The sequence below is a fragment of the Lacunimicrobium album genome, assembly GCF_052161635.1.
In the GTDB taxonomy this organism is placed as follows: Bacteria; Planctomycetota; Planctomycetia; order Planctomycetales; family Planctomycetaceae; genus SXPC01.
Genome location: NZ_CP197413.1, coordinates 241,157 through 265,844, shown reverse-complemented (window position 1 = coordinate 265,844; position 24,688 = coordinate 241,157). Strand labels below are relative to the sequence as shown.

22 protein-coding genes are annotated in these 24,688 nt (G+C 53.7%); 15 read left to right on the top strand and 7 right to left on the bottom strand.

All coding sequences use genetic code 11. The annotated features are described in order from the left end of the window. Positions 1-21: 21 nt before the first annotated feature. On the bottom strand, positions 22-1,203 hold the full coding sequence (locus SH248x_RS01075; protein WP_459556662.1) for a M24 family metallopeptidase: 1,182 nt from the start codon (positions 1,201-1,203) through the stop codon (positions 22-24). Positions 1,204-1,369: 166 nt separating this feature from the next. Then, positions 1,370-2,422: an NAD(P)/FAD-dependent oxidoreductase gene (locus SH248x_RS01070; RefSeq protein WP_459556661.1), complete on the bottom strand. Its 1,053-nt coding sequence runs from the start codon at positions 2,420-2,422 to the stop codon at positions 1,370-1,372. Positions 2,423-2,811: 389 nt separating this feature from the next. On the opposite strand from SH248x_RS01070, the gene panB reads away from it, so the two are divergent. The 3 genes from panB to SH248x_RS01055 all read left to right on the top strand — a co-directional run bounded on the left by panB (position 2,812) and on the right by SH248x_RS01055 (position 7,393). Beyond that, on the top strand, positions 2,812-3,627 hold the full coding sequence (gene panB, locus SH248x_RS01065) for a 3-methyl-2-oxobutanoate hydroxymethyltransferase (protein WP_459556660.1): 816 nt from the start codon (positions 2,812-2,814) through the stop codon (positions 3,625-3,627). Positions 3,628-3,678: 51 nt separating this feature from the next. Continuing rightward, entirely contained in the window at positions 3,679-4,875 is a 1,197-nt protein-coding gene (locus tag SH248x_RS01060) for a DUF58 domain-containing protein (protein ID WP_459556659.1), read from the top strand. An 85-nt stretch (positions 4,876-4,960) separates the two neighbouring features. Then, positions 4,961-7,393, top strand: a complete 2,433-nt coding sequence (locus tag SH248x_RS01055; protein ID WP_459556658.1) for a transglutaminase TgpA family protein — start codon at positions 4,961-4,963, stop codon at positions 7,391-7,393. A 15-nt stretch (positions 7,394-7,408) separates the two neighbouring features. On the opposite strand, the gene SH248x_RS01050 is transcribed toward SH248x_RS01055, so the two are convergent. Continuing rightward, positions 7,409-8,539, bottom strand: coding sequence for a 5-(carboxyamino)imidazole ribonucleotide synthase (locus SH248x_RS01050; protein ID WP_459556657.1), 1,131 nt, complete (start codon positions 8,537-8,539; stop codon positions 7,409-7,411). A 68-nt stretch (positions 8,540-8,607) separates the two neighbouring features. After that, positions 8,608-9,105: a 5-(carboxyamino)imidazole ribonucleotide mutase gene (purE, locus tag SH248x_RS01045; RefSeq protein ID WP_459556656.1), complete on the bottom strand. Its 498-nt coding sequence runs from the start codon at positions 9,103-9,105 to the stop codon at positions 8,608-8,610. 133 nt (positions 9,106-9,238) lie between these two features. On the opposite strand from purE, the gene SH248x_RS01040 reads away from it, so the two are divergent. Genes SH248x_RS01040 through SH248x_RS01030 form a run of 3 tightly spaced genes read left to right on the top strand, consistent with a single transcriptional unit; the run spans position 9,239 to position 11,601 of the window. Then, complete coding sequence (locus tag SH248x_RS01040; RefSeq protein WP_459556655.1) at positions 9,239-10,051, top strand: type III pantothenate kinase; 813 nt, start codon at positions 9,239-9,241, stop codon at positions 10,049-10,051. After that, on the top strand, positions 10,048-11,109 hold the full coding sequence (locus SH248x_RS01035) for a tRNA modification GTPase (protein ID WP_459556654.1): 1,062 nt from the start codon (positions 10,048-10,050) through the stop codon (positions 11,107-11,109). Before SH248x_RS01040 ends, SH248x_RS01035 begins: the two co-directional genes overlap by 4 nt. Before the next feature lie 24 nt (positions 11,110-11,133). Then, the gene (locus SH248x_RS01030) at positions 11,134-11,601 is read left to right on the top strand and encodes a DinB family protein (RefSeq protein WP_459556653.1); all 468 of its coding nucleotides are present in this window, start codon (positions 11,134-11,136) and stop codon (positions 11,599-11,601) included. A 1-nt stretch (position 11,602) separates the two neighbouring features. Here the strand turns inward: SH248x_RS01030 and SH248x_RS01025 are convergent, their stop codons facing one another. Continuing rightward, positions 11,603-12,823, bottom strand: coding sequence for an MFS transporter (locus tag SH248x_RS01025; protein WP_459556652.1), 1,221 nt, complete (start codon positions 12,821-12,823; stop codon positions 11,603-11,605). Positions 12,824-12,980: 157 nt separating this feature from the next. Further along, on the bottom strand, positions 12,981-13,628 hold the full coding sequence (gene msrA / locus SH248x_RS01020) for a peptide-methionine (S)-S-oxide reductase (RefSeq protein ID WP_459556651.1): 648 nt from the start codon (positions 13,626-13,628) through the stop codon (positions 12,981-12,983). Positions 13,629-13,914: 286 nt separating this feature from the next. On the opposite strand from msrA, the gene rpiA reads away from it, so the two are divergent. Next, the gene (gene rpiA, locus SH248x_RS01015; protein ID WP_459556650.1) at positions 13,915-14,607 is read left to right on the top strand and encodes a ribose-5-phosphate isomerase A; all 693 of its coding nucleotides are present in this window, start codon (positions 13,915-13,917) and stop codon (positions 14,605-14,607) included. Between the two features lie 14 nt (positions 14,608-14,621). Next, positions 14,622-15,329, top strand: a complete 708-nt coding sequence (locus SH248x_RS01010; protein ID WP_459556649.1) for a DNA alkylation repair protein — start codon at positions 14,622-14,624, stop codon at positions 15,327-15,329. A gap of 10 nt (positions 15,330-15,339) precedes the next feature. On the opposite strand, the gene SH248x_RS01005 is transcribed toward SH248x_RS01010, so the two are convergent. After that, positions 15,340-16,983: a DUF1570 domain-containing protein gene (locus tag SH248x_RS01005; RefSeq protein ID WP_459556648.1), complete on the bottom strand. Its 1,644-nt coding sequence runs from the start codon at positions 16,981-16,983 to the stop codon at positions 15,340-15,342. 298 nt (positions 16,984-17,281) lie between these two features. Between SH248x_RS01005 and SH248x_RS01000 the strand changes: the two genes are divergently transcribed. The 7 genes from SH248x_RS01000 (at position 17,282) to SH248x_RS00970 (ending at position 24,687) form a co-directional block, all read left to right on the top strand. Beyond that, entirely contained in the window at positions 17,282-17,728 is a 447-nt protein-coding gene (locus tag SH248x_RS01000; RefSeq protein ID WP_459556647.1) for a type II toxin-antitoxin system VapC family toxin, read from the top strand. A gap of 3 nt (positions 17,729-17,731) precedes the next feature. Next, on the top strand, positions 17,732-18,178 hold the full coding sequence (locus SH248x_RS00995; RefSeq protein WP_459556646.1) for an ASCH domain-containing protein: 447 nt from the start codon (positions 17,732-17,734) through the stop codon (positions 18,176-18,178). Positions 18,179-18,307: 129 nt separating this feature from the next. Next, positions 18,308-19,780: a POT family MFS transporter gene (locus SH248x_RS00990; RefSeq protein ID WP_459556645.1), complete on the top strand. Its 1,473-nt coding sequence runs from the start codon at positions 18,308-18,310 to the stop codon at positions 19,778-19,780. After that, positions 19,777-20,226, top strand: a complete 450-nt coding sequence (locus SH248x_RS00985) for a hypothetical protein (RefSeq protein ID WP_459556644.1) — start codon at positions 19,777-19,779, stop codon at positions 20,224-20,226. The genes SH248x_RS00990 and SH248x_RS00985 overlap by 4 nt, the downstream gene beginning before the upstream one ends. A gap of 170 nt (positions 20,227-20,396) precedes the next feature. Further along, on the top strand, positions 20,397-21,365 hold the full coding sequence (locus tag SH248x_RS00980; protein WP_459556643.1) for a tetratricopeptide repeat protein: 969 nt from the start codon (positions 20,397-20,399) through the stop codon (positions 21,363-21,365). 358 nt (positions 21,366-21,723) lie between these two features. Next, entirely contained in the window at positions 21,724-22,077 is a 354-nt protein-coding gene (locus SH248x_RS00975) for a DUF4485 domain-containing protein (RefSeq protein WP_459556642.1), read from the top strand. A 114-nt stretch (positions 22,078-22,191) separates the two neighbouring features. After that, positions 22,192-24,687, top strand: a complete 2,496-nt coding sequence (locus tag SH248x_RS00970) for a ComEC/Rec2 family competence protein (RefSeq protein ID WP_459556641.1) — start codon at positions 22,192-22,194, stop codon at positions 24,685-24,687. The last annotated feature ends 1 nt before the right edge of the window (position 24,688 follow it).

Genomic DNA, 24,688 nt, shown 5'->3' with positions numbered 1-24,688 from the left:
TCTTTTTAAACCAATTCAAAACTACTTCAATGCAATCACATGATTGCTCAGGCGTTCGCTGCCAGTCTCGGTAATCAGGTAATTGTGCTCGATTCGCATGCCGCCGATGCCTTCGATGTACGAGCCCGGCTCGAGGGTGATGACGTCACCGGCGACCAGCGTATCGGTGCTTTCGGGAACTAGGATTGGGGCTTCCGGGTGGGCCATGCCGAGGCCGTGGCCGGCGTGGTGGGTGAAGGAGTCTTTCTTGCCCGCAGCGAGGTAAGGAGCAGCAACAGCGGCGTAGACATCCTTGGCAGCGACACCGGCCTTGAGCATCGCCTCGCCCGCCTTCATCCCAGCCATACAGATCGCAAAGAGTTCTTCCTGTTGCTTGGTCGGCGTGCCGGCAGCGATCGTGTTGGTGAAGTCACTGCGATAGCCGTTGATGACGACTGAAAAGTCGAGGACCAGCAGATCCCCTTCTTTCAACGCATAGCTCGTCGGCAACCCACCTTGCTTAGGTTTCTCCGGCGTGCAGGCACGGAAGTCGCCGTAGATCAGGCAAGCCTGGCCGGCAGCATCAATGACAGCGGACTGGATTTCACGGAAGACTTCCAGCTCGGTCACCCCCACGCGACAGACTTCTCGCGCCCGAGCCTGACCAGCAGCACCGGCTTCCATGCACTTCTTCATGAGCGCCAGTTCGTCCGGCATCTTTCGTCGACGCAGTTCACGAATGACCGTGCCGATGTCGGCAGCCGACGTTGGATTGCGTTTCTGTCCCGCTTCCTGGTTGGTCGAGTGAGACTCGAGATCAAGGCCGAGGAGTTCATAGGCACCGACAGGCAGCCACTCGGCTTCGACAGCCCCTGGTCGTCCGTAAAGACGATCCGCGACCTGTTTGAGAGCATTGAACATCGCATGATCGCGGTTGATCACAGAATGTTTATGGTCGTACCAGGGCTCGATAATTTCATGATCAATAAACGGCGTTGAGGCAGCGCTCCGCAGCGAGAAGTTATCGCCGATCAGCGTGGCACCCTTGTCGCGTTCCAGCAGCAGCAGGCCACGTTCGCTGCGGGAAAACGACTGCGGGTTGACGAGGAAGTTGGACAGGTAATTCACGTGACGCGGGTCCGCGACGAGGATCCATTCGAGATTCTCGGGGACAGCTTTCCAGAGACGTTCGCGACGTGCCTGACATCCTTCTTTGGTCAACATGCTGGGGTCCTTGCTGCAAGGCTCGTGAGTGTTATAGGAGTAGGGTGCTGGTGAGTCTTCGAACCGCACCAATTGTGCGCTGTCAGTCAAACGACTTTCATACCCACATTTGGTGCGGTTCGCAAAGCCTCACCAGCACCCTACGGCGTAAGTCAAAAATCTGCTGTTAGTGAATGTTATTCGCACCCAGCCAGCGTTCGGCGTCGAGGGCGGCCATACAGCCGGTGCCGGCGGCGCTGATCGCCTGACGGTAGTAGCTGTCGGCGACGTCGCCGGCCGCGAAGATGCCATCGACGCTGGTGTTGGTCCGTTGTGGAACGGTCCAGATCAGGTAACCCTTGTCGTCGGTCTTAAGCTGGCCTTTGAGGAAGGCGGTATTCGGGGTGTGGCCAATCGCTGCAAAATAGCCTGAGACTTCGAGGACTTCCTGTTGGCTGGCATCGTCGACGTGACGAATACGAACAGCCGTGACACCTTTTTTCTCTTCGCCGATGACTTCATCAATGGCGCTATTCCACTTGATGTCGATCTTCGGATTGTTCATGACACGCTCAGCCATGATCTTACTGGCGCGGAACGAGTCACGTCGGTGGACGATGTAAACCTTCGAGGCATACTTCGTCAGATAGGTCGCTTCTTCCATCGCGCTGTCACCGCCGCCGATGACGACGAGAGGCTTATTACGGAAGCGAGGCAACGCCCCATCACAAACCGCACAGGCAGAAACTCCACGGTTCTTGTACGCATCTTCGGAAGACAGCCCCAGGTAGTTGGCCTTCGCACCGGTCGCGATGATGACCGAGTGAGCCTCATAGGTCTCGCCAGACAGGGTCTTCAATTTGAAAGGTGTTGATTTCGTATCGATTTCGACGACATCATCAGTCACGATGCGAGTCCCGAAGTTCGATGCCTGTTGACGCATCAACTCCATCAGTTCTGGTCCAGAGACACCATGCTTGGTGTGCGGCCCCATGTATTGACGTCGCTCTTTGGCGATCGAGTGGTCGAGGTAACTTTCCAGGTCGCCAGCAGGGAATCCGGGGAAGTTTTCAACTTCGGTCGTCAACGCCAGCTGTCCGAGGGGCAGGGTTCCGTTTTGACGGTTTTCTTCAGTGATAGCGCCTTCGAAAACAAGCGGGTTGAGGTCAGCACGAGCAGCGTAAATGGCTGCTGTCCAACCTGATGGACCTGAACCGATAATGATGACCTTCTCTGCCATGACGTCACTTTCGTGTGGAATCGTTAATCCTGTGAACTGGGATGTCGGCCGAGCCTGCAAATCCTGACAGTGACTCGACGTTATCGCGCGAACAGGTATTAGAACGAAAATTCTCCCGCAAGGGAACACAACGGGTCAGGTTCCCCTGTCCGCGCATCAAAACCGCGACCGGGTGGCTGGCGTCAGGATCGATCGCTGACCCAAGAATGTGCATCCAACCACGCAGGAACTGGTGTCAGCTAGAAAGCCTGCCCCCAGTCACCCACTCGAATATGAATTCGTCGTGTGAATCAACAGACAGGCAAGACTTTCGTCAGTCGAACGGATATTATTGATCATCGGCAGACATCGGGTCGGCTGATTTCGAGATGAGGAAACGATCGACATTCATGAGTACTGATAAACCTGCCCGGATAAAACGAGTCACCGTCCCCATGCTGCGTGAGATGAAGCAGCACGGAACCCCGATCACAATGCTGACGGCCTACGATTATCCGTTTGCCCGTCTCTTCGACGAAGCTGGCGTTGATACACTGCTCGTTGGCGATTCTTTGGGGATGGTGGTCCAGGGTCGCAATACAACGCTACCCGTCACGCTCGATCACATGATCTACCACGGCGAAATGGTCGCCCGCGCTGCCAAACGCGCTTTGGTGATCGTCGATATGCCGTTCATGAGCTATCAAGTCAGTCCTCAGCAAGCCGTTGAGAGTGCCGGCAGGATCATGAAAGAAACGGAAGCTGCCGCCGTGAAACTCGAAGGCGGCGTCGATCAGGCCGAGACGATTTCCAGGATTGTCCGCGCGGATATTCCCGTCATGGGACACATCGGGATGACCCCTCAATCGGTCCACCTTTTCGGAAGCATGTCGAAAATCCAGCGTGACGCGGATAAAATTATCGCGGAAGCCAAAGCCGTCGAAGAAGCAGGTGCCTTCGCGATCGTGCTTGAACTGATCCCGAAAGATCTGGCGCGCGAGATCAGCTCTCAACTGTCGATCCCGACCATCGGCATCGGAGCAGGTCCGCACTGCGATGGTCAGGTTCTCGTCATGCACGATATGCTGGGGATCGTACAGGACTTCCATCCAAAGTTTGTGAAGCGATTTGAAGACCTGAAGGGCAAGACAACCTCCGCCGTTCAGAGTTATATCGAGGAAGTGCGTAGCCACGCGTATCCCAGCGATGCACACAGCCATGCGTAATCCTTGAACGAGTAACGAGTACTCCAGAATTCTATTGGAAACGAGCCCTTCATGTTCAGCTTGAAGAACTTCAAGATCGGCAAACCGAGTTCCAAGGATACGTTCTCATTACCCAAAGAAGGCATCATCTTCCTCGTGATGATGTTCGCGTTCTTCATTGGGGCAATGATGGGGCAATCGAACCTGCTGCTGCTCATCTTCTCGATGATGGCAGGGGCCTTCGTCGTCAATGGATCCGTCGGCTACAACATGCTCCGGAAGATCCAGATTACGCGCAAGATCCCGAATCACGTCATGGTGGGATGCCCCGTTTCGATCGCGATTACTCTTCGCAATAACAAGCGTCTGTTCCCCTCCTTCCTGATGGGAATCAAAGACACGATCCGCAACCGCACCGAGTTGATCAACGGCAACGTCCTGTTTCTGCACGTTCCGCAAAACGATGAGCGAACGACTCAATACCAGCTCTGCCCGATGCGACGTGGAAAGTATCTCTTCGGGCCCGCCCAGATTTTCACTCGCTTTCCCCTGGGATTTGTAGAACGCGGCCTGCTGGTTGATTCGCCTCAGGAAATGGTTGTCTATCCGCGTCTGGGGTCTTTGCAAAGTGGCTGGAAGCGCATTCTGCGATCCTCGACTCACCTGACGCAGCAAACCCGTTTCCGCAGCGGAAACATGGATGACGAGTTTCACCATATCCGCGAATACCGCTCGGGTGATGATCCTCGCACGATTCACTGGAAGACGACCGCCCGTCGCAACGAGCTGATGGTCCGCGAGTTTCGAGAAAGCCGCGATCGGGACCTGATTTTGTTCCTGGATCTCTGGGCTCCCGCAAAGCCATCAGCTCAGGAATCGATCGTTGTTGAAAACGCGGTCAGTCTCATCGCGACCATGGGCGTCGATCAGCTGCAGGGCTCGGGAGAGACCTCCATGAACGTCATCATTGCTGGTCGCACTCTTGCCAGCTGGTCGAATCAGGACAACTTCAACTCGATGGCGTCTTTCCTCAACATCATGGCGCTCGTCGAGCCCGGCGATGCTCAGGAATTCTGGGACTACTGGAAAGATACTCTCGACCATCCCCCTGCCAATTGCCGTTTTGTCATGCTGACGACTCGTCCGGCTGAACAACAGACGTCCGGCAAGTTTCAACAGTATTTGCAGAAATCCTGGCAGGTCCTTGATGGGTTTCATTTTATTGAAGCCTCACCTGAAAAGACCGCTCCCTTTTTTCAATTGCACTAGTTGTTTTCCGCTAAATCTGTTTTCCGCTAAATCTGTCTTCTCCCGAATCTGTCTGGCGATCTGAGGTCTGACCATGAACCACCCGATGTCAGTTTTCCGCTTGAGTGTCCTGGCGATGATCTGCCTGTCGACGCTGACGCTGACAATTGCAGAAGGCTCTTTATTCCCGACGGTTCTGACCATCCCGATCGCGGTCTTTACATACTTCTACACCGACCTGCGAAAATCTGTCGTCATTGATGCCACGATCGCTGCGATCTTCGGGATCCTCGCCATCATGGCAACCGGGTTCGAGTTCTTCAGCGGTACCGAACAGCGGATTCTTTCGTCGGCTCACCTGGTCAGTTATTTCATCTGGATCGTCTTGCTACAGGAAAAGCGTCTTCAGAATTATTGGACACTGGCCGCCCTCTCCTTGCTTCAAATGGCGATTGCAGCAGTCCTCACCAACCACGTTTTCTACGGTTTCCTGACGATCTTGTATGTCATGATCTCAACTTGGACGCTGGTCGTTTTTTCGGTCTACCGTGCTGGTCTTCGTGTCAGAATGGTCTCTGAAAACCAGGAACGCAAAGCGAAAGAACCTGAAAAGGAATCGGTGGTTCCGACATCCATATTTGGCATCAAACGCGATCCGATGGCCTACCTGAACCCTGGCCACAGCTCGTCGCGCGGAAGCATTCACCTTGATTCGGGTCGTCAGTGGATTACCTCGGGACTGGTCGCGGGAGTCTGCATGATCAGTCTGATATCAATAGCGATCGGCGGCCTGTTCTTTGCTGGCACCCCGCGTGTCTGGCTGAACCGGATGGCCTATTCAGGAGAGATGCCCGGTTCGCCACTCATCTCGTCCATGACGGGCTTTACCGAATCCGTTCAACTGGGGCAGACAGGAAACATCCGCGAAAACAACCAGACCGCGATGTACGTGCAGTTTCAGGACTACGACGCCGCGATCAACATGCCGGAAGAAAATCGCCCGAGGCTGCATATCCCTGATATGTCTGTCCGCTGGGGATATGACCTCCCATTATTTCGAGCATCCGCACTGGAGCATTACAGCAATGGACGCTGGGAAACGGTCGTCAATCAACGCCAGACCTATCCAGCCCCGGAAGTCCCGACATCGGGACGTTATGTCCGTCAAAAATTCATCCTCGAAACCGTCCAGTCGCCTCGCATTTTTGCCATGCAGCCGATCGTCGCGACGGACCAGACTCGTGCTCCCACGATCTTCATTAACTATCTCAACGACACCGTCATCATGCGCAGGCGTGGTGGAGTCGATTCCCTGGAGTATGCCCTCTACACCCCCGCATCCAGCGAAGGACTCCAGCCTCGACATGACATTACTCCCGTTTCCATGGAAAAGTACGACGATCTCGTCAACACAAAATACATCAAAGCATCCCTCCAGCTCCCAGAAGATCCCGGTATGAGCGAGTTGGTCAGTCTGGCCAGACAGTGGAAAGCAGACGCCGAGAAAAACAAAAAAAGAGCCCTGACGAATCGCGAAGTCATGGAAGTCTTCGAGCAGAGATTCCTGAATTCCCCGGAATTCTCGTACACCCTGAATCAGGAAGTCGCCAATCCCAACATTGATCCTGTTCTCGACTTCCTCTTCAACCGTCGCAAAGGACACTGCGAGTACTTCGCCTCCGCGATGGTTCTGATGCTGCGAGCCGTCGACATCCCGGCTCGTATGGCTGGGGGATTCAAAGGAGGACAGTGGAACGATACTCGCAAGGAACTGACGGTCCTTCAAAGATTCGCCCATACATGGGTCGAGGCGTTGAACGAGAACACTGCCAAGAATCGTTATGAATGGATCACGCTCGATCCCACTCCTGCGATTCGCAACCAGGAACTCGGTGCCAATAGCGGAGACGAAATCAAGCGTTCCTTCGGATTCAGTGACGACTTCTGGAAAAACTATGTGATCGGAATGTCGTTTGCGCGCCAGAAAGAACTGCTCTACCAGCCCTTTCTCAACAACATGAAATCACTGTATGACTCGGTATTCAACAAAGGCCAGTTTTTCGAAATCACAAAACAAGTCATCATGGAGTTTATCCGCCACCCCGAGCGACTCTTCAGCTGGCAGGGGGGACTGATCGTCGGCAGCTTCTTTGCTGTCGTGATTGGGTTTGTCTGGTTCACATCCCGCCTCTTCCGATTCCTGCGGGGACGTGGTCTGCTCAAAGCACGTGGCGCAACTCGTCAACGCGCGATCATCGAGTTCTACGAGCGCTTCCAGAAACTCATGCGAGCCTACCAGCTTCAACGTGAATCATCCCAGACACACCGGGAATTCGCCGACGTATGCCACGAAACGCTCGAACCAATGTTCCCAACCCAGACGCGAATCGAAGGCATTGATGAACTGACCGACGCCTACTATGCCTGGCGTTTCGGTCATCAGCAAATCCCTGAAGAACGCGTCTCGGAATTGATGCGGACGCTCGATCAAATCGAAAAGCTGCTGACGAGTGCAAAACCGCAGGTTGCCAAAGCCTGACAAGCCTGTTTGAAATTACTGTCGTGCAATCTGCGCTCGAAGTCTGGCAACTTCAATAGCCGCCTGTTCGCTGCTCTGATCGAGGTACGTCAGATGCCCCATCTTGCGACCAACGCGCGGATCCGTCTTTCCATACAGGTGCAGAAACGACGACGGATTCTCCAGCGACTTCGCCCAGTCTGGCTCACCCTGTTCCCAGACATCCCCCAACAGATTCGCCATCGCAGCTGGTGAATGCTGCCGAGAACTCCCCAAAGGCAATCCACAGACCGCTCGCAGCTGCTGTTCAAACTGGGAACATTCACACGCTTCAATCGTTAGATGTCCGGAATTGTGAGGACGCGGCGCGATCTCATTGACGATCACGTTGCCCGTCTTCGTCAGGAAGAACTCAATACAGAGCACCCCGACAACGTCATACTTCGCCATGACCGTTCGCAATGCATCCTCTGCTGTTTGACGAGCCGACTCAGGGTACGCAATCGGCATCAGCGAGACGTCGAGAATATGATTGTGATGCCGGTTCTCGATGGGACCGTACGAGGTAAAGCTGCCATCAAGTCCACGGGCCCCGATCATCGAGAACTCTGTTTCAAATTCGATGAACTGTTCGAGGATGGCTTCCTTCGTTCCCAAGCTATTCCAGACAGCAGCGAGGTCACTGTCTGCCTTCACGACCGCTTGCCCCTTGCCATCATAGCCAGTCGTCGCCGACTTGATCACACAGGGCGTTCCAATCACGCCAACAGCTCTCGTGAGATCCTCAACACTCTTGATCACTTCAAACTTCGGAACCGGCAGCCCCAGATCTCTCAGTGATGACTTCTCGCGTACGCGATGCTGAGCCACTTCGAGAATCGCTTGTCCCGGACGAACAGGCACGATCGCTTCAGCTGCCTGCGCGGTCGCCGCGGGGACGTTTTCGAATTCGTACGTGATGACATCAACCGTTCTTGCAAACTCACGTATCTGATCGAGATCGTCATAGTTCGCGACGAATTCAACATCCGCCATCTGCCCAAGTGGCGAGTCGCTGTCCGGCGAATAGACGTTAACGCGATACCCCAGGCGTCTGGCGGCAAGGGCAAACATCCGGCCAAGCTGGCCGCTACCAAGCATTCCTATTGTCGAACCAGGCTGCAACATGGGCAATCTCAAAAAGGCGAGCGGGGGGTGTCAACCCCCTGTCTTCCTCTTAAATAAATAGACGGAGCTTAAAGTTGATGATCATCCAAAACAGACTGCGTTTGCTTCTGATGAAACTCAACCAGTTTCGCAGACAGCTCCTGACAGCCGGTTGCTAAGATCCGACACGCCAGCAACGCTGCATTTTTCGCCCCGGCTTCTCCAATCGCCAGCGTCCCGACCGGAATTCCACCCGGCATCTGGACAATCGACAACAGCGAGTCGAGACCGGACAGGGCTTTACTTTGCACCGGGACGCCAAGAACCGGCAGGATCGTCTGAGAGGCAACCATCCCCGGCAGGTGAGCCGCTCCACCCGCACCTGCGATAATAACTTTCAACCCGCGTTCAGCAGCGGACTTGGCATAGTCAAACATCAAGTCCGGCGTGCGGTGTGCAGAAACGACTTTGGCCTCGTAAGCCACGCCGAATTCGTCGAGCAGTTTCGCCGCCTGCTGCATCGTCGGCCAGTCCGATTTACTGCCCATAATGATGCCGACGAGCGGCGCTAGGGAAGGGGTCGTCATCTCAGGTCTTCCAGAAGGAAAGTGCCACGATAGTTTTCATCGCGGCAGTTTTTCTCACGGCGGATTATCTCACAACCGTCAAAATCTGTGTCACAGCGTAACGACAACCGGGGACGCATGCTAGTATGAGGCAATGAGTCATACCGTCCTTGCCATCGATGTTGGTAATATCCGTGCCAAATTCGGACTGTTCGAGATCCAAGACCACTCGGACAGGACAACACTTCCCAATTTTGGCCTGACCACCGCCCAGTCGTCTGCAAATCCGATCAACTGGTCGTCTGTCATTTCAGAACTGAACCTGGAGACGCGTCAAGATCTGCGAGCCGTCATGGCGGGCTCCAATCCGGTCGCGATGCTGGGGATCGTCGAGTCCTGGCCAGCCAGCCTGGGACCGGTTCCCTGGCAGCTGCAGAGTCGAGCCGATTTCCCGTTCGAAATCAAAGTCGATTACCCAGACAAAGTCGGAACCGACCGCCTTCTCAATGCGACTGCGGTAAATCGTTTGAAGTCAAAAAACTCGACAGCCCTGGTCATCGATACCGGAACCGCGACCACAGTTGATCTCGTCTGTACGGATGGAGCATTCCTCGGCGGCGCGATTCTTCCCGGGTTTGAATTGTGTGCCCGAGCACTCCATCGATACACGACGACACTTCCTCTGCTGAATGTCCATGATCTGTTTGATCGCATTCCAGACGCCGTCGGCAAGAATACACACGATGCCGTCTGCAGCGGGCTGTACTGGGGACACGTCGGGGCCGTCAATCAGTTACTGACTTCCATGTCGGCAACGTGCCCGGGGGACGTTGAGGTTTATGTCACCGGCGGGGCTTCGCCACTGCTGGAACCTCACCTGCCTTCCCAGACACAGGTCATTCCTCACCTGGGGCTTCGTGGTTTAGTGGCGTTGTACGAAACAGTGACCTCCGGCCAATCATCATGACGACTCTCGCGACGATCTCAGTCCTTACGCCTCCCGGCACCGGCGGTGTCGCGACGCTACGAGTCTGTGCGCCGATGTCGCTGCTGGTCGATACCGAACTCTTCCAGTCGCGTACAAAGGCAAATCTGTTCACGCTGGAAGTCGGTCGCATCATTTACGGTCGCTGGGGACAGGAAGACATTGTCCTCTGCCGAGTCGATGAGAATCATTTCGAACTCCACTGCCACGGCGGCCCCGCTCCACAAAAACGCATCATCGACGATTTGAAAGCCCATGGAGTTTCGCAAACGTCGGGCTGGGATGCATACACCACCAATCAGGAAGCAGGCCCGAGCTGGGACCAACTCCTGGCAGCCGTCTCAACCGAGCCGCAGGCGATCTTCGTCCTGCAGCAGCGTGACAACCAGACGCTGCTTGAAGCAAACGTCAAAACGTTGTTGGCAAACGGACATCATGATGATGCCCAAGTCCTCGTCGAGGAATCAGTGCGTTGGTTCGACTACGGCCAACGACGACTTCGCCCTCAACGGGTTGTCCTTGCAGGTCCTCCCAATGTCGGGAAATCGAGCCTGATCAATGCCCTGCTCGGCTTCGAACGTGCCGTTGTTCACGAGCAGGCCGGGACGACTCGCGATATTGTCACCTCGACCGTATCGATCAATGGCTACCCGATCGAGTTATCGGACACCGCAGGCATTCGAGTCGCGGACAATGAAATTGAAGCAGAAGGGGTCGCGCGAACGCGTCAACGTCTCACGCAGGCGGACGCCATCCTGATTGTGATCGACGCCACCAATCCCGATTGGGAAACATCCCGTGAGATCAAAACCCAGTATCCCCAGGCAATCACCATCCTGAACAAAATCGATGACGCCCATTCAACCACTGACTTGCAGTTGCCAATCGATGTGAAAGTGTCCGCGAAAGCAGGAACAGGGCTCGCTGAACTTCAATCTCGACTCACCAAAACTCTCTTTCCAGTTCATCCTGATATCAGCCAGTACGTCCCGCTGACGCTGACGCACGTCAGCCAATTGAAGACATTCCTTCCACATTGAGCGCATTCTCAAAGGAGACAATACATGCCCGCCGCAGTTTCCAGACGGACGTTAGATTTCAGAAATGGCTCGGACGTCATCGCAGAAGTCGAGCGATTGAAAGCCTCAGGATATGACCGCCTCGGCAAGTGGAATCTCTCCCAGATCTGCGATCACCTCAGCAAAACCATCGAAGCCGGGTTGCGTCCCAAGGGCAAACGCATGCCGTGGATCCTCCGAAAGCTCTTCGGCGAGCCATTAACTCGGTCGGCTCTTAAGAACCGCGGCATGAAAGCCGGCGGGATGACGGCGAAATTCCTGCTGCCAGAACCCAAAGTCGTAGATGAGCAGCCCGAACTGATTGATCGCTATCTCAATTTGGTTCGAGAAGCAGACGTGTTCCCAGGGCCTTTGCCACCCTACATTCTCTGTGATATCGATCTGGAAAACTGGAAGCAGTTGCAGTGGATCCATGCAGCACACCACCTGGGATTTTTGATCCCGAAGGAGTGAGTTATGCCTCAACAACCTTCGTCGCCGTGATTGTCGGCACGAGGGCCAACGCCAGAATCACCGCGAAGCTGCCGAGTGAAAAGCAGGCACCATATCCCAGGTACGAAATCGCGATCCCGACAGTAGGAGCAGTCACCCCCAGCGAAATGTCGAAGAACGCGATGAAATTCCCGACGGCCTGTCCGCGTTGTTCGCTGCGGATACGTCGTGTTGCTTCGACCCCCATGGAAGGGAAGATCAGGGAGAAGCCGATTCCGGTCAGCGTTGCACCGATGAACGCAATGAGCGGATTGGGACTCATCCACAGCATGACCTGCCCGACAGCCTCAATCGCTAATGATCCGACCGCAACCGCAACACCGCCGAACTTGTCCGGCAAGTGAGCAAAGAAGAGTCGAACCAGAACATAGCCCGCTCCAAACCCTGCCATCGCAGAGCCCGCCGTCAACGTCACCGTATCGCCGGTCCAGCCGCGGTTTTCATAGTACAACGAAAGAAACGCGCTCATCGTCGCAAAGGGGACCGACGCAAGCGTCAGGACCATCCCTGGTTTCCAGATCAAGTTGATGACTTCCAGAAACGACGCCCGATGCCCGCCCAGTGCAGCAACCCGTTGAGTGGAAATCGCAATCGCCAGCGCGATTAAGGGAGCAACCAAAGAGACCATCGCCACGCTCACAAAACCATATTGCTTCTGAAGGAACAGCCCCAGGGATGCGCCCAGTCCCATCGAGGAATACAGCGCGATCCCCTGCCAGGTCATCACTTTACCAGTCTTGCGGACACCAAGTCGGCTGATGCCCCAACTCATCACGCCGGTAATGAAGAGAGCTTCTCCGATTCCCAGTAGAATGCGACTGAGAATAATCCAAGCCAGCATGACCTCGCGGGTCCACATGGAAGCAGCCGCTAAGAGATAGAACAGAGAAGAGACGACCGCGATCCAAAGCCCCAGACAGACAGCCTCTTTTGAGCCCCGAGTATCGCAATATGACCCCGCGCGATGCCGGAGCGCCACCGTCACAAGCGCCTGAATCCCCATCGTGATCCCGACCACCCAGTCGCTGAATCCGAGGACCTGATTGAGTTCAATCGGTAAGGCAGACAGCGTGACTGCTATCGACTGCATACTGATAAAGACGATGAAAAACATCGGCAGCAATCCCAGATGCGGACGTGCCGAGGTTTCAGACGATGGAATAGAAGCTTGCAGAGTCGTCATGGAAGGCAATTTAGGCGTGTAAAAGCGGTGGGGGAGATCATTTGTGTCCGAATGACACGAGAACCGAGCAGAGGTTCTTGTCTGAAAAAATAAGACTGCAAACAAGAGGGAAACCCGCACCTGTTTGCAGTCTGTCTGGTATGTCAGTTCCGAACTCTTACTTCTCCAGCTTCTCGGCGAACTGCTTTTTAAACTTTTGAATTTTCGGCGCGATCACCGCCCGGCAGTAACCCTGCTCCGGGTTGTCGTTGAAATAATTCTGGTGATAGGCCTCAGCCGGGAAGAACTCTTTGAACGCGGTGATTTCCGTCACGACGGGACGTCGGAAGGCCTTATCGTCGTTCAATTGTTTTTTGTATTCGGTCGCAATCTTGCCCTGCTCTTCATCGTGGTAGAAAACGACAGAGCGATATTGGGTGCCGTGATCAGGCCCTTGCGCATTGAGGGTCGTGGGATCATGTGTTTTCCAGAAAACTTCGAGCAGCTCTTCGAAGCTGATTTCTTTGGGGTCGTAAGTGATCTGAATGACTTCTGCATGCCCGGTCAGCCCGGTGCAGACCTCCTTGTAAGTAATCATGCTGGGATTACCACCGGAATACCCCGAGACAACTTTCTTGACCCCTTTGAGATTCTGGAACACCGCTTCGGTACACCAGAAACATCCATTACCGAACGTCGCAAGCTTGAGGTTAGGGTCAGTCATCGGCTTTTCCTGAGCATGAAGAACATTGGCAACCGGCAGGATCAAAAACGTGGCAGCAGCGAACAATGTGACAGCAGCGGCAAACGAAGAGAATAATTTCATCGTAGAATCCCCAGACAATAAATGAGAAACGTGTGGGAAGACGAGTAACGACCAAATTCCTTGCAACAATTTCCCCTCATTCTAGGCAATTTGCTCCTCGGAGTCAGCTGTTGACTTCCTAAGAAATCACGAACGAGCGTTCGTCTGATGGTCCTCGTCGGGAAAAGCAGGCCTTTTCATTCTAGTCACACTCGCCAACTCAGGGAAATTCTGCGATAACGGTCTGACAGCTGGAATTCTGTCATGCAGCCAGTTCTGATCAACCTAAACACCAGTGGGGCCTCCTGTGAGCGACGATTCGAAACGTCACGAAAAGACTCAGGCAGCGAAAGTTGCCGTCTCGATGATTGACGAAGCCATGGTCGTCGGCCTGGGAAGTGGCTCGACAGCTGCCATCGCCATCGAATTGCTCGGCGAGCGTGTTGAGCAAGGACTCGATATCATCGGCGTCGCGACTTCGAAAGAAAGTGCCCGCATTGCCAAGCATTGCGGAATCAGGCTCAGCGACTTGTCCCATCATCCGAAAGTCGATCTGACCATTGATGGCGCGGATCGCTTCGATGCTCAGTGCCGTTTGATTAAAGGTGGCGGCGGGGCCTTGCTGCATGAAAAGATCGTCGCGTTTGCTTCGAAAAAGCTGATTATCATCGCCGATTCCTCGAAACGACGAGACCCCCTGGGCGGATTTCCCGTTCCCGTGGAAGTCGTTCCAATGGCTGTTGTTCCGGTCAAAGAGTATCTCGATCAGCTCGGCTATCCGTCTGTCCTCCGTGTTCGAGACGACGGTCATACGCCAAAATTAACGGACGAAGCCAATGTCATTCTGGATTTGAAGATCGATGTCGTGCATGATCCAGAAAAGCTGGCGATCCAGCTTCAAAGCATTCCCGGAATCGTCGAACATGGCCTGTTCCTGGGAATGGCTGATATGATTCTCTTCGGCGAAGGGGATCATGTCATTGAAATGACGCCGTCCTGAGACTGGTCGAATCGATGATGCTCGAAGATGTCATGAATCGTTTGAAATCCTTGGGCAGCGAACAGACTGTCAAAACCTTTCGTCGTCATGGTGCCCCGGAGAACATGTATGGGGTCAAAGTGGCTGACCTCAAGGTCATTCTCAAACAGCTCAAAGGACGACAGGACCTCGTCCAGCCTCTTTGGGACACCGGAAATTCCGACGCCCGTTACCTCGCCAGTCTGCTGGGTGATGGCAGCCAAATGTCGACCAAACAGCTCAATGACTGGGCAAAAACCGCCGACTGGTACATGCTCAGCGAATATGCGGTCCCGTTTGTAGCGGCTGAACATCCTGATGCAACCAAACTCGCGATGAAATGGATCGATTCCAAATCGCCCAACATCCAGTCGAGCGGCTGGAGTACCTACAGTCTCGTCGTCATGACCCGCGATGACGAGGTCCTCGATCTGGAACAGATTCGCGACTTGCTGACTCGATGCGAAACATCAATCCACCAGCAGGCCAATCGCGTTCGCTATGTGATGAACGGGTTCGTGACCAGCGTAGGAGCGGGCATCAAGGAACTCTTCCCCGAGACACTGCGAATCGCCAAAGCGATCGGAAAAGTCCGCGTGGAAATGGGTGAGACCGCCTGCAAAGTCCCCGATGCCGTTGAGAGCCTGACGAAGATCGAGTCGATGAAGCGGATCGGAAAGAAAAAGTCCTCAACAAAATGCTGAGTCAGGTTGGCTATTGAGCGTGAGTCGGTCTTGGTACTGCTTCGTCGAGTGCCAGTTGTCGGTCAAGTTCCAGACAATAACTGCGATAAGCCTGATCGAGTTCACCAAAGGACGTCTCGGTCAAACGATCCAGCGTGTCTGGATTCTCCGCAACGCGAGGCATGCTGCTGTAAAGCTGCGAAATGTGATTGACGAGGGCATCTCGGTATTCGCCCTCGTTATAGTGCATGAAGAAATGCGCCATGCCGGTCGACTGACTGTAACGCTGCTGAAGGACCGGCAGCGTGGCCTGCTGATAGACGTATTGCCCCATCTGGTCCATCATCTCAAACGGCAGAAAAACATTCCGTACAGCCAGATTCTGGCGTGCATTGACAAATCGGACGTAATTCGGATTCCCGGTTGAAAACGACTGCCCGTCGGCCGATCGTTCAAAGGATTCCATGTAACAGGCGATTCCTTCGATGATCCAGAAGTGTGCCAGATTGCCTGGTTTTCGATGTTTTTGCTGGCTTTCGTAGAACAGCTGATGCGTTGCTTCGTGATACATCGGTGCCAGGCTGGCATCGTTGGGGTCATGATAAAAATAGGCGATCTTATCGTCTTGCATGTAAATTCCGTTGGTCTGAGCCACCATGGGAATCTTGTTGATCAGCGTGCGGACGTACTCATCTTTGTTCGCGTAATAGTGCACGACGTAAAGCTGACTGCTCGGCAGTGCGCGGCCGCTCTGACCACCACGAAACAGCGCCTGAATCTGCTGAGGCGTGGTATAGAATCCTGCAAAGAGAAAGCGGAAGTACTCATGGAAATCTTCCAGAGCCCGCGAAATCTCGACGCCTTTTTCCAGTGAGTGATTCGTTTTTACAAGGAAGTTTGCAGTACGAACTTCCCAGGCATAACGAAAATCACGCCGCAATTCGTTATCGCGATCCTCTGGCAGCCATTTGCCTTTGCCTGCAAATCCCGGAATGTTGGACGCATAGCGACGCTCGCCGCTGTGGTAACGGTCAACATCATCTTTGTGAATCCATCCAAAGCGAGGATCATCAATGAGATTGTCTTCGATCATCCTGCGTTCAAACGGGGTCACCCATTTCTGTCGATAAAGTTCGTAGCCAAGAATTCGACGTGCATCAGCATGGTCGGGAGACACACGAACAATCTCCAGCAGCATCACGTAAGAGACGCTGGCGAGATTGCCCTTCAGGGTCATTTCCGCCTGTTTATAGAGAGCTTTTGAGTATTCGTTCCGCAGCGTTTGATACTTCACTCGCAGCGCACGCTCCTGCTCGGGCATGGTCAACGGCAGTGAGGCTTCTACGTCGCGAGGCGGCCGGGTATAAACAGTCTCTACGGAGGCCAAAACCACCTGCAAACGCGAAATCTCTTCGACAAGCCCCGTCAGGTTCTGAGCGGTTGCTTCGTCTGAGAGTCGCGTGAGATCAGCCTGGAAGATCGTCTTCAAATCCGAATGCCGAGATTCGACACCCTTCAGCAACTGACTACGCGGAGTCTGTTTAAGCGGTGCAGCTGCCACTGGCGCAATGCATTGCCAGGCAAAGACTACCAGAGTGAAGACTGTCGCGACAAAATAATCTCGAAAAGGCGTCACCAGCTTGGTATCCTCTTGTCTATTATTTGCAGATGCCATGGTGAGAAGGCCATAATTATAGACGGATTCAAGTTTGGCTGATACGCCATTTTTGAGATTCGAGCAAAGCGTGTAAAAGGGCAGAAAAGAATGATTTCCCGACGAATCGAGCTCATAGTCCAAGTCGATGAGAGCCATCGTGGAACAATTCAATTCCCCGATGATATCCCTGCCGGAGTTCATAAGTTTGTCGCCTTTCTTGACGACAACACTCACATCACAGAGGACGACGAGGATTTTCCCGTTCTGACGGACGCGAATTGGATTGATGGTCTCCCAATGACTCGGGACGAAATCTATGGTACTGATGAAGAAAACTGACATCTTTATCGACACAAATGTGCTCGTTTTCGCCAGCATTCCAACGTCTCCGCTTTATCAGCTTGCGCTAAGCAAATTGAAAACGATCAAGCGTGATGGACAAATCGCTTGGATCAGCCGGCAGGTTATTCGTGAATATCTTGTGCAGATTACGCGCCCCGGAATTCTGAATGAACCATGGCCCGCAAAGGCGATGCGCCAAGTCGACTCGCTTTCAGAGCGATTTCAGATAGCTGATGAAACATCAGAAGTCACGCAACAGCTTCTCAATTTGCTCAGTTCCGGAATCGCCCGCGGCAAACAGATCCACGATGCAGCTATTGTTGCAACTTGTCTTTCGCACGGCATATCGACACTACTGACGCACAACGTGTCAGATTTTCAGAGATACCGCTCCTACCTGAAAATTGAAGGACTAACTTAATTGTTGAAACGACCGGCTGAACAGCATGTTCAAAGTGAGACAGATCTGAATCAACTCGCGCTCGGCGTCAAACACCCTTGGGCGGAACTGATTCTCCGCGGCTTCAAGACGCTTGAAATTCGTAGTCAGCCGACGAATGTACGTGGGCGGATTTATATCTACAGTTCGCGTCGTCCTGCGACAGAAGAGTTTGCGCGTCGGGCTGTCTCGAAATTCGAAGTAAAACTGGACGAATTATCCTACGGCCTGCTGGTCGGGGACGTGGAACTGGTCGACTGTCGACCATGTACGCCGGAGGATACGGTCGCGAGCTGTGTTCCGGAGGAATTATTGATCGGAAAATACAGTTGGGTGCTGGCAAATCCGAGGATGTTTGCCGATCCGCTAACGGTTCGCTTCCTGCCTTATGGTGTCTGGTTTTATCCGTTTCGACGACGTGGTGACATGTAAGGCAATTCTGACTTTGGGAATCAGCCGGTCCGTGGTACGCTTGGACTCGACTCGCATCGTGCCTCCGATGCAGGCGCTGAAATCCAACTCAGCCAGACCTGGTTGATCGAGAAACGCTGAAAGATACGCATGTCGCAGACGACTCCTGACTCGCCCATGGAAAATCCGCATTCTCCACCGACTGACAGTCACGGATACGCGACCAAGCCCTACGAAATGGAAGGCATGCCCCCGGGGATTCCTTACATCATCGGAAACGAAGCGGCGGAGCGGTTCAGCTTTTATGGAATGAAAACCATTCTCGTCATCTTCATGACGCAGTATTTGCTCAATTCGCAGGGCGCGCCCGCGTTCATGGATGAGACGGAATCGAAAGAGTGGTATCACAATTTCGTGGCAGCGGTCTATTTTCTCCCGATATTCGGAGCCATCATCGCGGACTGGCTGTTTGGAAAATATCCGACCATCATGGTCTTATCGATCGTCTATTGCCTCGGCCACGGAGTCCTGGCTCTGATGGACTCTTCGGTCGTCGAAGGCATCGAACCTCGAACGCTGCTGTTCTGGGGATTGGCGCTGATCTCTGTCGGGTCGGGGGGAATCAAGCCGTGTGTCTCATCACACGTCGGTGATCAGTTTGGAAAGAAGAATCAGCATCTGGTGAGCAAGGTTTACAGCTGGTTCTATTTCTCGATCAATTTCGGGTCCTTTTTCTCCACCCTTCTGACACCATTTCTCCTGGATAAAGTTGGCCCGGGATGGGCGTTCGGCGTCCCCGGAATTTTGATGGCTATCGCCACATTCATGTTCTGGCTGGGACGTCATCAGTACGTTCATGTTCCTGCAGGGGGAAGCAAATTCTTTGAAGAAACGTTCAGCAAAGAAGGGCTATCGGCGATCGCTAACCTGATCCCGCTGTATCTGCTGATTGTGATGTTCTGGGCGCTGTTTGATCAGACAGGCTCCGCCTGGGTTCTGCAGGCAGAAGATATGAACCGAGTCGTCGACTTCGGATTCAATATTCCCTACCTGACCAACAGCCAGGGGGAGTGGGAAGTTCTCTCTTCGCAGCTTCAGGCGATGAACCCTGCCCTGGTGATGGTATTGATTCCCGTGTTTTCTTATGGGCTCTACCCATTCTTGAATCGCTTTATCGCGGTCACACCTCTTCGCAAAATCGGAGCTGGTCTATTCATCACAACACTGGCGTTTCTGATTACCGGGCTTGTCGAAGTCTGGATCGAACAGGGTCTCAAGCCTCACGTCATCTGGCATTTGCTGGCGTATATCGTCATCACGGCAGCTGAGGTGATGGTCTCGATCACCACACTCGAATTCTCGTACACTCAGGCGCCGAAAAAGATGAAGTCCTTCATTCAGGGCCTGTACCTGATGTCGGTCGCGTTTGGAAATTATTTCACGGCCTACGTCAATGGTGTCATTAGTGATCTGCAGGATGCAGGAAATCCGCTCATGGATGGTGCGAACTATTACTGGTTCTTTGCGGCATGTATGCTCATGACAGCGATCATCTTCCTGATCTGGTCACCATTTTACCGCGGTAAGTACATCTTGCAGGATACAACTGAAACAGCAACATGAACGGCGAGCTCTACCAAAAACACGGCGTCTGTTTTCGTTACCCCGGCGCCTGGGAAGTTGATGAATCGGGAGACGTGGAAGCGATCACCGTGACGCTTTCCACGGCTCAGACTGGCTTCTGGTCGATTACGATCATGCCTGATCGCCCTCGGCCTGAAGACGTCATGGAGACCTCCGTGTCTGCCTTCGCGGAAAGCTATCCAGAAATGGATCGTTACTCGACGACTGGCAAACTCGGTGGTCATCCCTATCTCAAAGAGGAACTCGAATTCGTCTGCCACGATCTGATTAGCACGGCTGAACTGCTCGCGATTCGGACAGGGCGCGTGACCATTCTGATCATGTGCCAGTATTACGATCAGGAAGAGGCCGATCTGAAACCGCTGTTTGCTGCCGTCACCAACTCGCTGACCTTCGATGCTGGTGATGAGGTCATCATCAACTGACGTTCGTTTACTGCGCCTTGTACGGTCCGTCTGAGAATTTCTGGAAGCATATCGACGGTCTCGGTCCGAGTGATTACAATGCAGGCCACATCTGAAATGACCGTTGTCTGTCAACCGGTCAGAACGAGCGCCGCTCGCGAGTGTTAGCTACCCTGCTGAGAAAGACGTCGATGGCACAGGACCAGCAGATCCAGGTGATTCTTAACGCAGCCGCGAAAGAGATTGCAGATCAGAACTACGCATCCGCAATCAATCTTTACGAACAAGCGTTGGAAATCAACGAAGCGAGTTTAGAGCCACACGAAGGGCTGGGGCAGTGTTACTTCCAGCTCGAGAATTACGAGAAGGCCAAAGAGCATTTCGAACGCATGACACGCCTTGATCCGCGTGACCACCGTCCGCTGATCAACCTGGGCGCGATCTTTAATCGCACGAAGCAGTATCCCAAAGCGATTGACTGTCTGAGAAAAGCGTTGCAGAAGTCGTCCCGCTCGAAAGAAGCGTTCTACAATCTGGGAATTGCTTATCGGGGCACAGGACAAAATGCCCTCGCGCTGTCTTCGTTTCGCGAAGTCCTGAAGATGGATCCCGGGCAGATCGATGCCCATCAAAATCTGGCCAATACACTGCGGGATATGGGTCTTCTCGAACAAGCCCAGCAACAGTACCAAAAAGCGCTCGAAATCGATCCCAACTTCGAACGCGCCAAACGAGGCCTCCAGCAGGTCCGTTCGATGATCGTCGACAACAACGTCTCCGCAAGCCCGTTTGGACGTCTCGTCGATGAAAAGAAAATTCGCACTAAGAAAGAGCGAACCGGCCTGAAGAAGCTGACTCCGATCGAGCAGGCGGAGGATCGACGCAAGGTCGAAGAGCTCGCGATCGCGATCGAAAAAGATGGCAAAGCAGCGCTCAGCCACCATCAGGACAAGTTTGTCCCATCACTGACTGCTGTCATGAAGGGGCTCCTTGATGGCGATCTTTCGACGACCAGTCTGATGCACACCATCGAAAAATTTCAGTCAATCAAATCGGAGTTCAGTAAAGAAATGCGCCAACTCCGGCGCAGCGTCCTGGAACTGCGTGCTCATGAAGAGTTGATGAATACGCCGGACTTATTCGAACGCAGCTCGATCTGATCCTTCACGATCAAAACAAGCCAGTACGATTCACGGAAGGCATTTTGGAATCTCATTTTTCGCCGAATTTCCCTCTGCGTTCGCTTTCAGGGGAAACGTCCGACCAATCTGATGCCGATGTTGGAAACATCACTTTCTCCATAAAAGTGAATCTGTGACGACTGGGGAAACTGGAAGCATCCAAAAATGTTGATCAGTCCGACATCAGGGCATTGACACCACCAAAAAAGTCGTCTTAAATGTCTGTGACAAAACATCGCAGCAGTGTTCTGTGCTGCTTGATTTGCCTGCCTTCGCCCCGCCTGATTCTCGCCCATCGCCCACCCGAATCACTGAAAACAACCAAGGAGTAACCGGAATGCGTACCTCGATCGTGGCTATGTTCGTGCTTAGTATTGCTCTCACATGCGGTTATACGTCACCAGCTCATGCCCGAGCACAGTATCTGGCTGCTTTCAAGAAGGCATATCCAAATCTGGAAGCTGCTGCCAGCGAAACCAAGTGCATGATGTGTCACCCTAACAAAGACAGCAAAAAAGAGCGCAACGAATACGCCAAGGAAATGGGCAAAAGCCTGACTGCCAAGAATGAAAAAGACGATACAAAGCTGAAGGAAGCCCTCACCAAAGCAGAAGCTGGTAAGAGCGCCATCGAAGGCAAAACATTCGGCGATCTGATCAAAGCTGACAAGCTGCCAAGCGCCACCGAGTAATTTTCTTTGGCGAAGTGATTGTGAATTCCCAAAGGCAGGTGCAACACACCTGCCTTTTTTTGTGTCTTCCTTAACGCGCTCAATGCACTTACTCACTATCCCGGTTTACGTGAAATGCACGCCATTCCGCGTCCACATCCGACCGTCCTGCTGCTGACGGCTATGGTTCTGGGGATTGTTGTTGATGATGTCTGGAAACTGAGCTTTTTCGTCTGGCTGACAACGACTGGAGTCTGCTTTCTACTCTGGTTGAATCTTCGAAGTCGTTTCCTCGGCTCCTCGTTCCTAACGCTGATTGCCATCACGTCAGTTTCCGGACTGTCTTCGCATACGCAACGAGAAATGGCCGCGAGCAACGACATCCGCTGCTGGGTTCATCAGGATCGTTCGATTGTTGTTCTCACCGGGCATGTCATCAGCGTTCCTGCGACTCGGACTCGCCCCACGCTGATGGCTGGCCCTACATCAACGCCAGAGATCTACACGCGTCTGGAATTCGATTGTCAGTCTCTGATCGAACCTGAACGAGAAACGCCGATCTCGGGACGTCTTGTGGTCAGTATTGATGGCGAACGACTCGATCTGACGCCTGGCTCGAGATTGAAGCTGTATGGCCAGCTTCGCGCATCGTCGCCTCCACTGAACCCCACGGACTTCGACTATGGTCGCTATCTCAAAGACCACTGCCTGGCGGCGACGTTGCGTGTCGATCATCCGGAGTCGATTGAGGTGCTGCCTCCTTCAGGCTGGACCCCGCTCAATGATCTGTTGAATGCACGGCAGCAGGCGCGAGAATATCTGCAGAATCGTTTGCGTGCGGTCATGCCCGCCGAAACGTATCCGCTGGCTGCTGCCTTGTTGCTTGGGACGCGGGATGATCTCTCGGACGAAGTTTCGACCGCGTTTCAAAACACAGGCCTGATGCATCTCATCTCGATCTCGGGACTTCACCTGACCTTGATCGTCGCGATGTTTGTCGTCGTGATCAAGATGCTGCCGATTTCACCGATGCAGCGTCAATGGCTGCTGCTTTTCATCCTGGTGACGTATCTGTTCTTCGTGGATTTACGGCCGCCCGTGCTCCGGGCCGGGATGCTGGTTGCTCTCTGGATGTCTGCGACGCTGTTGATGCGAGACCCGCCGTTGGATCACTTGCTGGTCCTCTCGACGATTGTGTTACTGGCGATCGATCCGTCCTCACTGTTTGACATGGGAGCACAGTTATCGTTCCTGTGCCTGTATGCAATCAGCCAGGCCAACCGCTGGTATCAGGCCTGGGAAACATTTCGCAGGCCTGTCGACCCGCCAGACGAACCTGAAAAACTCAGCTGGTGGCGTCGATGGTGGAAAGCGGTCGAGTTCGGGTTTCTCTGGATTCCGCTGGGAATCGTTTTCATTACCGGTCCGTTTCTGCTTCAGCAATTCGGCCAGTTCTCTGCTGTCAGCTTGCTGTTGTCGGTGCCGCTGTCATGGTTTCTGGGATTCGTCCTCGGCATCGGTGTCGCGATGTTACCGTTACTGGTGCTGCCCACCGCCCTGGTCAGTCCATTGGCATTTATCCTGCACTGGTCGCTGGTGATGCTTCAAGAAGCAGTGATCTGGTCGGAGCAGATCCCGTTCATGCTCGTCCATTCCAGCGGACTGGGAACCTGGTGGCTGGCTGTCTATTTTGCGCTCTGGTCGATTCCTCTGTTCTTTCTCTCGACCACCCGAGGACTGACAAGCTGGCATCGTCATACGCTGACGCTCGCTGTCGGCTGGGCCGTGATTGGCCTGGGGATCACGCAGGCTTCAAACTGGATGCGCCCGCGGCAAATCGAACTGACGTTCCACGCCGTCGGTCACGGCAATGCGACGATCATGAAACTGCCCAATGGACGAACAATGCTGGTTGATGCCGGTTCGTTCTACGGGACACCTTACACCGTGACCTCACTGCGTCGTACGCTGACGACACTCGGCATTTCACAGCTTGACCTCGTTGTGATCTCACACACCGATGCTGATCACTACAACCTGCTGCCGTATTTAGCAGACACGATCCCCATTCGACAGCTGCTGATTTCGCATGCCTCACTGCGAGAGCAGTCGCCATCGTATCTGGCGCTTTGTGATCAGCTGGCCCGAAATGGTTGCCAGATTCATTTCGTGCACGCAGGTGATCAGATTCCGATCGATCCCGATGTGACGCTGAATGTCCTTCACCCCTCACCCAGGGAAGCCGATTGGGGTGATAGTGACAACGAGAATAGTATTGTCCTGGATTGCCAGTATGGGGGCAGGCGAATGCTGCTTACCGGCGATATTGAAAGCGATGGTCTCAAATCGCTCATGGAAACGACACAACCAAAGTCCGTTGACTTGCTGATCGTCCCGCATCACGGCGCCAAGGGCTCGAATCCGATTGTTCTCGGCGCCTGGGCACAGCCGAGCTTCGCGATTGCGAGTACGAACAAATCGTTAGCTCAACTTCCCCACTTATCTGCCACATATCCAACAGCTCGCCATTTGCTCTCAACAGGCCAGGGAGCTATCCGAGTATTCTGGACAGCTCAGTCCATGACGATCGAACAGTACCAGGCCGGGCGATGGACTCTCATCAGTGAATGAC